The organism is Bacillus chungangensis (assembly GCF_030812995.1).
Classification (GTDB): domain Bacteria; phylum Bacillota; class Bacilli; order Bacillales; family Bacillaceae_C; genus Bacillus_CF; species Bacillus_CF chungangensis.
Genome location: NZ_JAUSTT010000027.1, coordinates 1 through 12,684 on the forward strand (window position 1 = coordinate 1; position 12,684 = coordinate 12,684).

At 37.4% G+C, this 12,684-nt stretch carries 13 protein-coding genes and 1 pseudogene; 1 reads left to right on the forward strand and 13 read right to left on the reverse strand.

Translation table 11 applies throughout. The features are described 5' to 3' along the window. The 12 genes and pseudogenes from J2S08_RS22625 to J2S08_RS18110 all read right to left on the reverse strand — a co-directional run. Window positions 1–64: helix-turn-helix domain-containing protein (locus tag J2S08_RS22625; protein WP_370875695.1), on the reverse strand; the 64-nt coding region annotated here is incomplete at its 3' end. Window positions 65–73: 9 nt separating this feature from the next. Further along, window positions 74–283: pseudogene (gene tnpA / locus J2S08_RS18060) on the reverse strand (IS200/IS605 family transposase); the annotation flags it as partial. 275 nt (window positions 284–558) lie between these two features. Next, entirely contained in the window at window positions 559–1,371 is an 813-nt protein-coding gene (locus tag J2S08_RS18065; protein ID WP_307232044.1) for an alpha/beta hydrolase, read from the reverse strand. A gap of 26 nt (window positions 1,372–1,397) precedes the next feature. Then, a complete protein-coding gene (locus J2S08_RS18070) occupies window positions 1,398–2,426 on the reverse strand; it encodes a FecCD family ABC transporter permease (protein ID WP_307232046.1) in 1,029 nt (342 codons plus the stop codon). Beyond that, entirely contained in the window at window positions 2,423–3,430 is a 1,008-nt protein-coding gene (locus tag J2S08_RS18075; RefSeq protein ID WP_307232048.1) for a FecCD family ABC transporter permease, read from the reverse strand. Before J2S08_RS18075 ends, J2S08_RS18070 begins: the two co-directional genes overlap by 4 nt. Window positions 3,431–3,450: 20 nt before the next feature. Continuing rightward, window positions 3,451–4,464, reverse strand: coding sequence for an ABC transporter substrate-binding protein (locus J2S08_RS18080; RefSeq protein WP_307232050.1), 1,014 nt, complete (start codon window positions 4,462–4,464; stop codon window positions 3,451–3,453). Between the two features lie 102 nt (window positions 4,465–4,566). Then, window positions 4,567–6,180 carry an AraC family transcriptional regulator gene (locus J2S08_RS18085; protein ID WP_307232052.1) on the reverse strand — a complete coding sequence of 538 codons (1,614 nt, stop codon included), beginning with the start codon at window positions 6,178–6,180 and terminating at the stop codon, window positions 4,567–4,569. Window positions 6,181–6,382: 202 nt separating this feature from the next. Further along, a complete protein-coding gene (locus J2S08_RS18090; protein WP_307232054.1) occupies window positions 6,383–6,961 on the reverse strand; it encodes a TetR/AcrR family transcriptional regulator in 579 nt (192 codons plus the stop codon). A 355-nt stretch (window positions 6,962–7,316) separates the two neighbouring features. Further along, complete coding sequence (locus J2S08_RS18095) at window positions 7,317–8,063, reverse strand: SDR family NAD(P)-dependent oxidoreductase (RefSeq protein ID WP_307232056.1); 747 nt, start codon at window positions 8,061–8,063, stop codon at window positions 7,317–7,319. A gap of 592 nt (window positions 8,064–8,655) precedes the next feature. Continuing rightward, on the reverse strand, window positions 8,656–9,201 hold the full coding sequence (locus J2S08_RS18100; RefSeq protein ID WP_307232057.1) for a hypothetical protein: 546 nt from the start codon (window positions 9,199–9,201) through the stop codon (window positions 8,656–8,658). Window positions 9,202–9,645: 444 nt separating this feature from the next. Next, entirely contained in the window at window positions 9,646–10,095 is a 450-nt protein-coding gene (locus tag J2S08_RS18105) for a hypothetical protein (RefSeq protein WP_307232059.1), read from the reverse strand. Between the two features lie 44 nt (window positions 10,096–10,139). Then, a complete protein-coding gene (locus tag J2S08_RS18110) occupies window positions 10,140–10,706 on the reverse strand; it encodes a TetR/AcrR family transcriptional regulator C-terminal domain-containing protein (protein WP_307232061.1) in 567 nt (188 codons plus the stop codon). Window positions 10,707–11,111: 405 nt separating this feature from the next. On the opposite strand from J2S08_RS18110, the gene J2S08_RS18115 reads away from it, so the two are divergent. Next, window positions 11,112–11,462 carry a hypothetical protein gene (locus J2S08_RS18115; protein ID WP_307232063.1) on the forward strand — a complete coding sequence of 117 codons (351 nt, stop codon included), beginning with the start codon at window positions 11,112–11,114 and terminating at the stop codon, window positions 11,460–11,462. 382 nt (window positions 11,463–11,844) lie between these two features. On the opposite strand, the gene J2S08_RS18120 is transcribed toward J2S08_RS18115, so the two are convergent. Further along, complete coding sequence (locus tag J2S08_RS18120; protein WP_307232065.1) at window positions 11,845–12,582, reverse strand: hypothetical protein; 738 nt, start codon at window positions 12,580–12,582, stop codon at window positions 11,845–11,847. Window positions 12,583–12,684 lie beyond the last annotated feature (102 nt).

Here is a 12,684-nt window from a genome sequence, read left to right on the forward strand (position 1 = left end):
TTCTTGCGAAAAATATTTTTTGTTCTTCGTTTGGATATATCCGATATTTATATGCTTTCAACATTTTCTACACCTACTTTCTGCCTTGTTTTTCAACGTACTGCTTGATTGTTTCTACAGAAGTACCGCCTGTAGTAAACAAGCAGAAACTTCTTGACCAAAACATTTCTTTCCAAAGTTTTTTGTGAACAATGGGAAAGTCACGTTTTATTAGAAGAGAACTTGTACTCTTATACACATTTAGAAACTTTGATCACTCACTATTCGGATGCGCCTTAAACATGCACATGTTTTTTTATAGTGCTATCAAACTCATATTGTATAGACTAATCATAGAACAATCTTTTGGCTTACGCCAACCGAAAATTCATCTCCCATTTTCATTGGCTATGCCCTTTCACATAGTGGGAGAATTCTTTTCGGAAATCCAGTTAAATGGTTTTAAATAAATTAAATCCCCCTACAGAAGTATTCAATCTAAACTAGCTTCTGTAGGAAGTTTTAACTAAATCTACTTTTTACTTACAGATTAACGAAGACTAGTACAATTGATAATGCTTATGTTCTCCCTAATGTAAACCGGAGCGTACGATTCAAAAATGGTGGGATGACTGAAACATGGTCTTCTTCTTCAAAACAGTGATACTTCACTGTTAATCCCTCGATGCCAGCTGTAGATAAACGGTCATACATTTGCTGGGCATCCTCAACCATATGTGGTTTTTCTTGGCTGCCTACACCAATAATCAGACCTGTCTCGGTTTGGGTATCTGATTTTATAAAACGTTTCGCATCCTTCATAATGTAGTGATTTTTCCACCAAATAGAAGGGCTTCCTGCTGCATAATACTGAAAAGCGGAACGTTTCTTAAACAATGTATATAGAACAAAGAAGCCCCCTAAAGAATGGCCGAAGAGTGTTTGCCGGCGTTTGTCGATCGGAAACGCTTTTTCAATGATCGGCTTCAATTCTGACTCAATAAATGTTAAAAAGTCATCCGCTCCGCCTGTAGTCAGCAATTGAAAGCTTTCCTTGCGTACTGGAAACTCATCTTTGTCCGCATACACAGTATAATCGAAAAATCGTCGATTGGTATCAAACGGTTGGTCAGTATTGTAGCCAATTCCCACGACGACAGCAGGGTCAATCTTATCTTTTCTTCGGGACTGAAGGCGAATCATTTCTACCATTGATCCAAAAACCGCATTCGCATCTAAAATATAAATAACAGGAAAGCCTTCTGCAGGTGTTTCAACATGAGGTCTCCAAGTCATGATGCGATACTTAGAACTATTTTTACTAGTTAATTCCCACTGTTCTGCATGAGGGATCGAAAACAACGAGTGATTGGCAATTTGTTCAATGGCCATTCTGTCAGCTCCTTTTTAACAAACGTTTATTTTTTTCTTGCTCTATATAGTAAATAGATAAAATAAGGAACACCAATAATTGATATAACGATACCAACTGGCAATTCTGCCGGAGCAAATATTGTCTTTCCAATAAAATCACCAATGACCACCATCGCCATTCCAATAGCGCCACATGCAGGCACGACAAACCTATAATGAATTCCAACAAGCCTTCTTGCAATGTGAGGTGCTATTAAACCAACAAATCCAATGCTCCCTGCAACTGAAACACAGGCACTTACAAGCCCTACACAACAAATCAGCAGTACCCCTCGTTCTCTCTCGGTATTGATGCCAAGACCTGTGGCACTCATTTCATGCAATTGGAGTAAATCAAGCATTTTCGCTTTGCTCCATATGATCGGAACCAACATGATTACCCATGGCAGGGCTGTCATAACATGGAGCCATGAAGCACTGTAAATGCTTCCTGCTAGCCAAACAACAGCCATTTCAAAATCATTTGGATTCATTTTCAGTGAAATAAACAACGTTATTGCGCCAAACCCAGAACCTAATGCAATTCCAACGAGTATCAGCCTTTGAGGATCAATAGTCCCACGATGCCTTGCAAAAAGATAAAGCAGCATTACGGCAGCTAGGCCGCCTAACCAGCCAAACAACGGCATTGTCATGACCGAAAACCAGCTTGCGCCTTTGATCGTTCCTTGAAAGAAGAACATATATAGTACGATCGCAGTGCCTGCCGCGGCATGAATCCCTAATATACTAGGATCAGCTAATTCATTTTTTGTGATACCTTGAAGAACAGCCCCTGCAACTCCCAAACCAAACCCCACAACAGCACCGATCACGATACGAGGCAAGCGAAACTCGAAAATGACAAGGTCATATTCTGCTACGGTATGAATTCCAAATAATGTTTGCAAAACATCCGATATCGGGATATCAAACGAACCATTTGTTAAACTTACATACATTCCACAAACAGTCACCACGCATGTAAGAAGAAAGACGAGCCAAAATCGAGTAGAAGGCGAAGATTTTATCATTCTTTTTCTCCCCCTCTCGTCTTAATTAAGTATAGGAAAAAAGGGACGCCAAAAAGAGCCGTTACTACGCCAATTGGCGTTTCAAATGGATGATTGATAAATCGACTGATTAGGTCGCACCATGATAAAAATAATGCGCCTAGCATCGCTGCATACGGAATGATTTTTCTATAATCTTGTCCGATAAGAAAACGCGTGATATGTGGAATGATCAACCCTACGAAAGCGACTTTTCCAGCAATTGCAACTGAGATTCCTGTTAAGATAGCGACACTAAGCATTGCCAGCCCTTTTATTACAACAACATTCATCCCCAATCCCGTCGCTGTTTCTTCTCCAAGCGAAAGTCCTGTGATGGAACGGGCAAGAACGATAGCGAGGCCGATGCCGACAATCGCAAATGGAATAGATAGTTTGATAAGAGTAGGGTCCATTTGATGAAGGCGAGCATTGTACCAAAAACTAATATTTTGTGAAACTTGGTAATATGTAGCCAAAGCTTGCGAGATTCCACCTAAAAAAGTTCCAATAATAGTACCTAAAATTGCTAGTGTTAAAGGAGAGGAACCTCCTGGAAGCAGTCTTGCTGTTCCATAGACAATCGCTGCACCTAATGCCGAGCCCATAAGAGAGTACGAAATCAAAGCCATAGAAGAAACTCCAGGCATCAAAATCATACATAATGTAATCGCAAAGACAGAACCGTCTGAAACACCCATAATAGAAGGGGATGCAAGATAATTTCTTGTCATCCCCTGCATTAATGCACCTGATACAGCCAGAAATGCACCGATAAGAAATGCACCTATCGCTCGTGGAAACCGAGATGTCTGAATAATCAAATGCTCCATATTTTCTGGGTCAAAATGGAATAAGGCGTCCCACATTGTCCGATAACGGATCGTTTCTGTACCATACCGAACAGATAGGATGATCGTGGCAATTGTGAGAACAATCCACAATGCGATAATCACTGCTTGTCGATCTCCAACAGTTGACCGCATCTCTTATCTTCTCCTTTCAGCTACTTTACAAGTTCTTTTAGGGCAGCCTCTAAGAAATGCATTCGGCCCCATGCTGAACTGCCTTGTGCAAGTGGATCAATCACATTAACAAATACATTGTCATTCTTCACAGCATTCATATTTTTTACGATTGGATTATTTAGCAATTCGTCTAGTGCATTTTCGTTATCTGCATTTTCATCGTCAGCAAATTGAATGAACAAATAGTCTGGATTTATTCTCGCTAATTGCTCAACAGAAATATTTTCTTGTGCTTTAGCAGCCGCTACTTCATCTGGCAGCTTCAATCCTAGATCATCGTATAAAACGGGATTAAAGAATACTGCTTCTGGATAAATGAAAACTTGCCCACCCCGAATGCGAACGGCAAGGACATTTTTGTCTTGAACTTCAGCAATTTGCGATTTCGCGGTTTCTACTGCTTTTTGATATTGTTCAATTTCTTTCTCAGCTTCTTTTTGTTTTCCAGATAATTCAGCCAATAAATGTAAGTTAGCTTCCCAATTTACAGCATGATGTGAAACTAAAATAGTCGGTGCAATTTTTTCTAGTTTTTGTACAACCTCTTCAGGAAATTTCGCTGTACCAAGAATAACATCTGGTTTTAACTTTAATATTGTTTCAAAATTAGGCTGCGTTTTTTCCCCTATAGATTCTGCTTTGTCTGTAATAGATTTGTAGATTTCCGGGAACTCACCGCCAAATGTAACCGCTCCAACTGGATGTACATCAAGGACAACCGCATCTTCGAGTGCTTCTATTGCACCTGTAATAACAATACGCTCGACTTTTTCTGGAACTGTATATTGTTTGCCTAAGTATTCAATTGTACGTTCCCCATTCGTATCTTTTGCTTCTTTTGCTTTGGATTTTTCGTCGCTTTTCTCCTTCTCTGGAGCAGAAACTTCAGTGTCTTTTTTCGTGTTTTCTGCCCCACTTTTATCTGTGTTCCCACATCCAGCAAACACGAACATGAGTGCCAGCAATCCTACTAGCCAAATGATTTTTTTCATCTTTTCTATAGAACCCCTTTCGCTATATAAATGAAATAAATATATCATTGATAATGATTATCAATGATAAGCATAGCGAAAAAGCTGCTATATTGACATGGACTAAATCCAGAAGGATGATGGATAATTTTCTGACAGTATCCTCTCTGCTTCATTTAGCATTCGTAAATGTGCATGGGCAGAATATTCTCTCCATGGATCAGAGGTGATATCATGTACCTTGCAGCGCTTAACAGCACGTATCGATTGCCACTCATTAGAAATTTTCATTTTTCTCCATTCGTGAAGTGTTTCACTATCCTGACAAATCAGCATGAGCAGGTGATCTGCCTTCAGTGTATGTAGTTCTTTGACTGTCACAGCATCATTATAGATCCCTTTTCTATTCACAAAAGCTGGTGTTAATGCTAAGTCCTTATACAAAATATTTGCAACACCATGATTACAATACAAATACATATTCTGATGCAGCATTCTAATCACAACAATCGATTCATTGGCGATCGACTGCTGCAGTTGTTTTCTAACTGTGCGAACCTTTTGATCATACTCTTTCAGCCAGTGATTTGCTTGCCAAGTTTCCCCTAAAAAATCTGCTAATAAAACAAACTGTTCGCGCCAATTCTTGCAAGATGAGGGGAGATAAAAAACGGGAGCTATCGTCTCCAATGATTGTTTCTCCTCTTCAGAAATATCCTCCATTGCAATAATCTGCTCTCCTGAAATTTGTTGAAGCAATTGAATATTATCTTGCCAATAATAATTTTGGCGATATGCTTTTAAATGGATAGGGATCTCATTGCGGTAATGCTGATAATAATATTCCGTCCACTTAGGATGAAGAGGTGCTGCATATGGCATGATATTCAATGGCAACAAGTAGCCAAGCAGCTGCGGATGATAGACAATGAGCTTCCTGCGCCGTTTTTTCATATAGATTGTTGGTGAAACGCCAATTACTTTTTTAAATCTTCGGCTAAAGTAAAACTCGTCCGAATAACCGACTTGATGAGCAATATCACGAACACGAACATCCATATTCGCCAATAGTCTTTTTGCCTCTTTCAACCGCAGATCTGCAACATACTCCATAGCAGAAATGCCGTATTTTTTCTTGAATAAATCAACAAAATACTTCGGACTAATTTCTGCCATTTTTGCAAGCTGATCAATCGTTAAAGATTCTGAAAAATGCTCTTCTATATATTGTTTTACAACATGCAGCGCTTCAGATGCATTCTCTGCCTTTACACTATTATTTTTATAGATATAGTAGAGTATTTCCTGAAAATCTATTTGACAACGAAACTCTTTCATTCTTTCTTCGCTGTTCCATCTTTTACACAACTTAGTACACATAGCTGATAAATGCTCCGAAGGATAAATGATCATCCTCTTTTTTGGAAACAGCTTTGATTCCTTGGTCATTTTCATCGATTTTTGATTTTTATCTAAATACATAAATACATCGAAGTGAAATACAAAAAGTTCGAAATCATTGTCCGACGCGACTGTTCCAAACGTTTCATCAGGCATGCAAAGGCAAACGGAATGGCGATCTAGCTCATAGCGCTGATTACCAAGAACAAGCTCAGTTCTGCCACTTTTCATGATGATAAGCGCATAAGAAAAAACTAGCTGTTGCTTTATTCGCGCACCCCAACTTCCCTTTATGAAATCTACTGATCGGAGTCTGAATGATAAGTGATCTAGCATCGATTGAACCCTCCCCCACTTTCTCATCATGATCCATTTCTATCACCATTATATTGATAACGATTATCAATATCAAATTAATTTGTCATGATCGGTTCAAGCCATTAGAAAAAAAGCGGCTGAGAGCATAATCGTTTCTTACTTTAGAAATGACACAAAATTGCTTTACCTCATTCACCACTCATCATTCGTTTTTGTCTATTTATTTTTTTCCTAAGAGTCCATACAAAGCAAATGCAGTTAATTCCTCCTTCAATGCTTCTGAAAAGTGAAGGTCATACTTCTTTTTGCTGATTCTTTCGTGATTCAAAATAGATAGAACAGAGGATGTAAAGCCAAGCCTAAACAATAGAAAATCAGAAATAAGTTTCATTTCCCCTTTATTGATTCTCGTTATAATTTCTTTTTCATACCCATTTTCTTGATCGATTTGTTGAAGGTATATATCAGAAAGTTCATGGTGGTGGAGGCTCTCTGTCAGCAAAATTTTTAGTTGTTCCTGATGCTTCTCAATCCAGTTGATTTTCTCCTTCACATAAATTTTGATTAGACTTTCCGTAGACAATTCCTTGGCATCTTGTTTAGGAGGCTGTTCTTCATTTGGTGTTACACAAGCAATGAGCAAATCTTTTTTTGAGTGAAAATATTTATACACAGCTGCCTCTGACAGATTGCACGCCTTTGCTATTTCACTTGTTTTTGTCATATCGTACCCCTTTTTTGCAAAGAGAGATCTTGTCCTTTCAATAATAAGTTGCTTTGTTCTTTCTCCTTTACTCAACTTTTTCCTCCTTTTAACATTTTTGAATATAAAGTGAAACTTCCATCAGTGGGGGTTTTCTCTCATCCCCCACTGATAAGAAGTAGAACAAAGGCTAAGATCGCAACGTCCTGTTGCAACGCCTTTGTGACCGACATCCTGTCGGCCCGAACCAATCGGACATTTGACTTTCAGTTATCCCCCACCTAGACTTCTTCGATTCCTCTTAACTCTTGAGGTGGGGGCCTTACTGCCAGTTAGATATGGGATAAATAAATAAGATCAGCATCACTTATGCTGATCTTATTTGGCTATTTTCTATTATAGAGGCTGTTCAAAAAGTCTGCAAAAGTCACTAGCTAAAACAGAACTGCTCTTACTTAAATGAAGCAAATCCATGATCAGCCATGACAACACTTCCGTTTATTGCATCTGCTTCATCAAGTGATAGTAAATAAACGGCATCTGCAAGTTGCTCAGGAGTTGTTAAATCATTACCCATTACTTTTGACTTCATTGAATCAAGCAGCCCTTTATTTTTATAGCCCTGAATTATTGGTGTATCAACAATTCCAGGTGCTGCCGCAACAACCCTTATCCCAAACGGCGCCAATTCTAACGCAGCTGATTTCGTCATCATGTTGATAGCGCCTTTCGTTGCATGATAAGCAAAAGTTCCAGGAGAAGCTAAAAACCCAAATACAGAAGTTGTATTAATAATAACTCCTTTGCTGCCAAGCTCCTTCATTTTTCTAGCAGCCGCATAAATTCCGTAAGCAACCCCATGCTGATTGACATCAATTATTTGATGATATATATCCATGTCCATCTCTAATACAGGAGTAGACTTACCCATTCCAGCGTTATTAAACATAATATCTATTCGTCCATAGACATCCACTGCTTTTTCAACAAGCGCCTCCACTGCTTCTAATTTCGTCACATCTGTTTTCACAAAAATGGCCTCTCCGCCTTCAGCTTCGATTAACTTTACAGTTTCTTCTCCTGCGGACTCATTAAAATCCGCCACTACAACCCGATCCCCTTTTCTAGCAAACTTTAAACACGCTGCACGACCAATTCCACTTGCCCCTCCAGTAATAACCGCAACTCGTTTTGTCATATCTATTAACCCCTTTGCCTGAAATATAAGTTAGTACTCACTAACTATTACGGTAAAAAAAATAATCATTCATTTTGTGTTCAAAAAAGTCATTGAAAGGCACACGCAAAATGGTTGGGACGTATGTTCTACTTGGGCTCTCAGCCTCATAAAACGTCCAATTCAATATGGCATCTTACGATAAGACTTATTTTGAACATTGTTTATAGTAATGACTATAATGCAAGTATCTATTATTTTTATTTACTAGTCAACCTATTTGCACACTGCTTATATTATTTTTTAATAAAACGAAAATAGGATTCTAGACCTGCTGATCTAGAATCCTATTTTTAGAAGACAAAAAACTCTCCAAATAGCGAAACAAGAAAGGAAGGAACGGTCGCTCTCTGATATCGATTGAATAGCTAAAAGCGCCTTTTCTTACATATTCATCTTCCTCATTACACGACAATTTGTGTGGAAAACTAAAAAGTAACTTCTGCTTATACCGGTTGAATCGCTATTAAGAGTAGTAATTCTACCACTTTGAAAGCGTTACCAAAAATAAAATTGGTTTTTTATCGATATGACAGCCTAATGTAATGATTTTCTATTCAACTGTAAACAATGATAAAGTAGATTGTTTTATTTTTTCTTTCACATCTTCTATATAAGTATCTAGCTGCATTTTGATGCTGCTTTCGTTTAAGTCCACTTTTGCTTGATAAGTAGAAATCGGTAAATATACTTCTTCCCCTGCTTTTTTGACAAGATAAAAAATATACTCATTTCCTGTCTCAGTCGGTGTATAGCCTTCCGAGATGATTCGTTGGTTGTTATTGAATATCGCATATGGTTCAATGACAACAATTCTTTTTGATTGTTCGTTTACATTGTTAACAAAAACATCTTGAATGATAAATTCATTTTCCGTCCAATAATATAATGGTAGACCATCTTCTGTCGTTTCCATATGATTGATTGATTTATCTGTTGCTGTCACTTTTACGACTAAATCTGAATCTGCAGCTAAATCTTGTGCTTCTGTGTAAATTTTTTCATGCTTTTCATGCATAAAAACATTTTCAATATTTGTTGCAGTCTCTCCCCCATTTTTAAATGTTGTAAAGATAATTGTGATACAAGATACTAACACGATCAAACAAATACCAATGAACAATCGTTTTTTTCGTATATGCTCTTACTCCCCTTTCTATTTGAATCCCGATATTATTTTTAAGACGTCATATTTTAAATTACACTCACTTACCATAAATGGCACGAACAATTATAACTCCAATATAGGTTCTGAAAGCTACTTCGTAAAGAGTATTGGCGTGTATAGATTATAAACGCTTGGCTTGTATGAAAAAAGAGGAGTGGATATTTATGTAAACCAATATCCACGAGCTTATGTTTCTACTTAGTAGATTTTCCACATAAATATGTGCTTATAACGATTTTAATAGCACTTAAGTGACGTTTTCTTCGAAGTTTCCATGACATCTGTTACCCAAGTTTCTGCAGGCATTTGGTAAATTTTAATTATTTATATATGTCAACTGTTAGCATTTTTCTTCCAAAGGAATTCTGTTACTTTTTATACATGAAAAGCATATACCCATGTACTAATTGTTGACGCTAAAATAAAAGTGTGGAGAATCATGTGCTCTACATTTGGTGTCGGGTTATTTTTAATACTAGGCAAAATGATAATCGTTTTCGCAAAGATTCTCTCATGTACTTGCGGCCAAGTTTCGTTGTTTGGCATTTTATAAACGGAAATACCAGTTGTGTAAGGGAGCCACCAATTAAGAAATGCCCCCACCACCACGAGCATCCAAATCACTGCACCAATACCTATGAAGATAGGCTTATCCGTGAGCGTAAGGAAGATTGGAATAAGCATGGTGATGCCGTTTATGACCGCCTCTTTGCGGCGCTCTTTTACTGTATAGTAGCGAATGCCGTTGAAAGGATATAAATCAAATAAGGTAGTTACTTGATGATAAAACAACGTAACGATTTGTATTGCCAGCACTGCAGCCATTCGTTGTTCCTCCTTTATTACTTTATTTGCAAACAAATATTTAGCTAGGAGTCAAATTGCAATTGAAAACCGCTAATAAGAGCATTTAACCCCATTTCAAACCACTCATCGTAATATGCTTGCGGCGCCGTAGGTGGGTCAGGCAAATTGCCTACTTCGGCCAAAGCATGACCAATAACGAACACAGATATCGACTGAATAACAAAAAGCGCCTTTTCTTGCTCGATATTCATTTCTTTCATTGCTGCCAAAATTGGTGCAGAAAGCTGAAAGGCAACTTCATCTGATACTGGTTGGATCGCAATCAATGGCACTACGCCAGGGTGCTTTCGTAATGTAGCTCTAAAATTAGCTGCGAGGCGGCGCAAGGCTGTTGGCCACGATTTCATCGGCATTTCTGGCAGCACAGCTTGAACTGCTGAAAAATCGACGATTTTCTGCAGCAATATCCCCTTGTTAGGTAGATGATAATAAAGTGAGGCGGCCTCAACGTTCAAAGAGGCTGCCAGGCGACGCATCGATAAACCAGAAGGACCATGTACATCTAGAATGTCAAGAGCGGCTTTAATAATAAGATCGTGGTTTAATGACTTTTTTGATGAGTCTTTCATATATTTTAGATTCTCCTTCTCTCTATCTAACAATGTTAGTTTAACACTGTTAGGTTGTTAAACACAACGATTTATTTAAAAAGAAGACACTTTTTTCTTTATGTGCTGCTGATTCATAAAGTTTTCCTTATCCTTTAGTCCCAGGCATTTGGATTTCAGTAATCGTTCACCAAGCACTTCTAATCTTCTATTCTTGAAGCAAAGGCTGTGTTGCAAATGAAATGTAGAATAAATTAATTGTTTTAGTTATTCGTGAAAAAGGCTGAAAAGCAATGCTTTTTTTGTCATGAATTCCTTGACGTTATATGCTAGAATAGGAGAGGAATGATCCAGTTCTTAAAAGTTATTGCACATCCGTTTTTTTATCTCTGGATCATAAAAATAAGGGGAAAAGGAGGGAAAACGATGAGTGAAAAATTACTGCAATTAATCGTTGAGAAACTGAATCATATTGAAACTGATCTTTGCTCCATTAAAGATGAACAACAATTGATGAAAGCTGACATTCAATCTATTAAAGATGAACAGCAATTGATGAAAGCCGAGATCCAAACAATGAAAGAAGATATCCAAACAATGAAAGAAGATATTCAAACGATGAAGGAAGATATTAGAAGATTGGAGGCCAAATTAGATAGCGTCACTACCCAAGTAGGACATAATACCGAAGAAACAGTAAAAATCAATTACATTGCGGATAAAGTGAACGAACATGATTTAGATATTAAAATGCTTAAAAAGATGGTTGCGATGTAAATGAAATAGCTCCTGTATTAGGTGTGAGTAAGCCCGTTTTATTAAAAGGCAAAGCTTTTAATTGCCCCACCAACAACACTTTTAGTTTTTATCACCAGCTCTTAAACCTCGATTAACTTCTTTTGAATATAAAATCTCGAAATTTAGTACAAGTACAATTCATTTATTAAAAAGTTTATGAAAGAAAGAACGGTTTCATTGATGCCGTTCTTTCTCAAAATTTAAAATAACAATAAAAAAATCGAAAAAGTCAACGAAGGACGTTGACTTTTTCAAATATTCATCATTCTAGTTGGTTATATTTTAATTTCTTGATAAATCAACAGCTAAATCATTGATTATTTGAATTTTTAAGGCAAGTACGTACAAGAGAAAATCTTTATTAGTAGACCATATCAAAAATCGGCTGAGAAGAGAACGTACTGTACAATGTCAGAGGAACACTCTTTCCATGCCCTCCTAAACCCACATTATCATAGTAAAGAACCGGTTGCCGATACAAAGAGTTTAAGTGATACAAGTTATTTAGTTGTAACAAAGCATTCCTCTGAACGTCCTGGTTTATAGTAGTATGATCCAAGCTCATGCCTACATATGGTTGTGAGTAATGATACAAGCTAGGGACAGTTTTAATCAATGGCAACCACGTATTATCTACTTTTCCTTCCTCCTTATTAAGATCAATGTTCGTTATATTTTTTGGGGAAAATAGGTTTTTAATTCGTTTCTTCTCATTATCGATATTTATTGTATTATTTGCAGCTGTTCGAAGTTCTGACTCAGCTCGCGTAGGCATAAATTGTTTCTTAGACAAAGGAGTAGGAACATGACGAATATTCATTCTATCCCCCGCTTCAGGAAAATGTCTGGATGATTGTTCTCTTGGAGTGATCAGATAATGACGATAGTCTGTTTTAAAACCCATGGATACATTTTGTTCATTCAACTGCTTTTGAAAGATATCTTTAAATCGAAGGTTAGGGTTTTCGCGGCTACGAATGTTTTGGATATTAGACGCGACCGCCTTCTTCCAATTTTCACCGAACGTACGGTTCCATTTATCAATCCCTTTATTCCACAAGTCATCATGATTTCCTCCACTAACAGCAACTGTACTCATTTGAAAAACTCCTTTCTTTATCGAGGTTTAGCGTTTGAACCTTTCATTGCAACTTTTATCATGTTTTTACTGTACTATTATTGACTTACTTAAGTATTTTGG

Coding starts and splice junctions, on each gene's coding strand:
- J2S08_RS18075 (WP_307232048.1), bottom strand. CDS start 3,430: ATGCGGTCAACTGTTGGAGATCGACAAGCAGTGATTATCGCATTGTGG.
- J2S08_RS18070 (WP_307232046.1), bottom strand. CDS start 2,426: ATGATAAAATCTTCGCCTTCTACTCGATTTTGGCTCGTCTTTCTTCTT.
- J2S08_RS18080 (WP_307232050.1), bottom strand. CDS start 4,464: ATGAAAAAAATCATTTGGCTAGTAGGATTGCTGGCACTCATGTTCGTG.
- J2S08_RS18085 (WP_307232052.1), bottom strand. CDS start 6,180: ATGCTAGATCACTTATCATTCAGACTCCGATCAGTAGATTTCATAAAG.
- J2S08_RS18110 (WP_307232061.1), bottom strand. CDS start 10,706: ATGAAAGACTCATCAAAAAAGTCATTAAACCACGATCTTATTATTAAA.
- J2S08_RS18095 (WP_307232056.1), bottom strand. CDS start 8,063: ATGACAAAACGAGTTGCGGTTATTACTGGAGGGGCAAGTGGAATTGGT.
- J2S08_RS18065 (WP_307232044.1), bottom strand. CDS start 1,371: ATGGCCATTGAACAAATTGCCAATCACTCGTTGTTTTCGATCCCTCAT.
- J2S08_RS18115 (WP_307232063.1), top strand. CDS start 11,112: ATGAGTGAAAAATTACTGCAATTAATCGTTGAGAAACTGAATCATATT.
- J2S08_RS18120 (WP_307232065.1), bottom strand. CDS start 12,582: ATGAGTACAGTTGCTGTTAGTGGAGGAAATCATGATGACTTGTGGAAT.
- J2S08_RS18105 (WP_307232059.1), bottom strand. CDS start 10,095: ATGGCTGCAGTGCTGGCAATACAAATCGTTACGTTGTTTTATCATCAA.